At 63.1% G+C, this 2,254-nt stretch carries 2 protein-coding genes; one reads left to right on the forward strand and one right to left on the reverse strand.

The window, feature by feature from the left end; translation table 11 throughout:
• Positions 1-1,560: Na/Pi cotransporter family protein (locus tag EOA32_RS36480; protein ID WP_145971494.1), on the reverse strand; the 1,560-nt coding region annotated here is incomplete at its 3' end.
• 363 nt (positions 1,561-1,923) lie between these two features.
• Here EOA32_RS36480 and EOA32_RS36485 point away from each other — a divergent pair.
• Positions 1,924-2,254: RcnB family protein (locus EOA32_RS36485; protein ID WP_128374252.1), on the forward strand; the 331-nt coding region annotated here is incomplete at its 3' end.

Raw genomic sequence — 2,254 nt, forward strand, 5'->3', positions numbered from 1 at the left:
GTCGAGATGGATCGAACTGGTCTCGACGCTTTTCGCGGTCCCGTCGCGCAGCCGCACGAAGTGGCTGGCGCTGGTCTCTTTCTCGCGCTCGCGCAGCAGGTCCTTCTCGAGCACCAACTGGCGGGCGGTTTCCGGGTCGCGCGAGACCAGCACGTTGAAGGCAAGCCGCGCATTGGCCAGAACCGAGGCATGGAAAGCGCAAAGCTCGCGCCAGCCCTCGGGCGTGAATTCCAGCCCGCGCTCCAGCTTCTTCCTGACATGCACAAGCATGTTGCGCACGATGATGTCGCCGACCTGCTCCAGCTTGACGCAGGCGCCGATCAGTTCCTGGCAGCGCAGCGCCTCGTCCTCGCTCAGGGGGTTCTTGGTGACCTTGGCCAGATAGAGCTTGATCGCGACGTGCTTCTGGTCGACCCGGTCGTCGAGCGCGGCCAGCGCCTTGATCTTGCCGGCGTCGGCGCTTTCATAGAGCTCGATGATCCGCTTCAGCATGATCTCGACCGTCTCGCAGACCCGGACCACCTCGCGCGTGGCGTTGGCCAAGGCCTGGCTTGGCGTGTCGAGCGCGCTCTCGTTCAGCGCCGACAGTTCGACCACGTCGAGCGCTGCCGCCGGTTCGGGCTTAGTACCGAGCGCCACGATCTTCTGCGAAGCGCGATAGACGAGACCGGCGAGCGGCAGCCCGGCAAGCAGGATGATCACGTTGAACAGGATATGGGCGTTGACGATCTGGCCGGAGGCCGTCGCGCCGAGGAAGGAGAAGTGCGGCCTGAAAATCATGAACAGGATCAGCATCACGAGCGAGCCAAGCCCGCGCATCAGAAGATTGCCGATCGGCACGATGCGGACTTCCGCCGCTGCCGAGCGGGTGAGCATCGGCGCGATGATCGAGGAACCGAGATTGACGCCCAGGATCAGGACGACGCCGAGCTCCGGAGTGATCAAACCCCGGCCGGCGAGCGTGGCCATGAGCAGGACCGCCGCGATGCTCGACTGGAACAGCCAGGTGATCAGTGCCGCCAGCAGGTAGGAGCTGATCGCATCGCCGGAGAAGTAGTCGATGATGACCGGCATGAGCTGGCTGTCGCGCAACGGCTCGGAAGCTTGGCCGATCATCTCCAGCGACAGGATCAGAAGGCCGATGCCGACAAGGATGCGGCCGGTCTGACGCCAATCGCGGCGCTCGGTGGCCATGAACATGATGGTTCCTGCGACCAGGCACAACGGCACCACGAGCGACAGATCAAAGGTAAGAAGCTTCGCGACCAAGGCCGAGCCGATCTCGGCGCCGCGCACGGCAAGCTGCCCGGCGGCGCCCGACACGATGCCGGCGCCGGCGAAGGAGCCGACCAGCAGCGTGACGGCGGTTGAACTCTGCAGCGCGATCGCGAGGCCACAGCCGGCCAGCACCGCCATCAGCGGCTTGCGCATGGTGGCGCGCAGCCTGTGACGCAGCACATCGCCATAGGCGCGCTCGACACCGGTTTTCACCATGCGGGTGGCGAACAGCATCAGCGCCACCGCGCCGGCAAGGTGCAGAAGGACAACGGATCCGCTCATGCCGAGCCTCGCAACGAGGCGGCCAGGAAGCGGAAAAAGGTGCGAATCGCAAGCATTTGGAAGGTCGAGACTAAAGCAGTTTACATTAGCCGGATAATAAATTTTACCCGATTCGGCCGACATTCGGCACACGACGGCGTGTGTCGGAAATGGATAGAAGGTGCTTTGGTTGCAGATCGCGGTCGGACAGGGCGGCAAATGTCGCGTCGACGCGAAGCCTGGGTTTGAACCGGTTTCTGTAAATTGGTGAAGCTGCTTGTGTAAGCGCCGGAAATCATTACGGAATTGTAACCAAAGTGTTCAGTTTCGGTTCATGCCAGCCGGAATATCTCCTTGCCTATCGACAACCAAGGAGCACTGACCATGAAGCGTCTCATACTTTCCACCGTGACCGCCGCGATGCTGGCCGCCTCGGCCTTTTCGGGCCAGGCCGCGCCGCTCGTTCAGCCGAGCCCGCCGCAGTCGACCTACACACAGGTCGACTGGCAGAAGCCGGGCCGGCATGTCGAGAAGCGCGTCGTGAAGAAGAAGGTCGTGGTGAAGCGCAGCCATTGGCGCAATGGGCAGAAGTATTCCAGCTGGAAGCGCCATCAGGCGGTTCGCGACTGGCACCGTTATGGGCTGCGCCGTCCCGGCCCCGGCCAGGAGTGGATTCGCGTCGGCAACGACTACCTTTTGGTCAGCATCGTCTCCG

This window comes from Mesorhizobium sp. M1A.F.Ca.ET.072.01.1.1 (assembly GCF_004023325.1).
Lineage (GTDB): Bacteria > Pseudomonadota > Alphaproteobacteria > Rhizobiales > Rhizobiaceae > Mesorhizobium.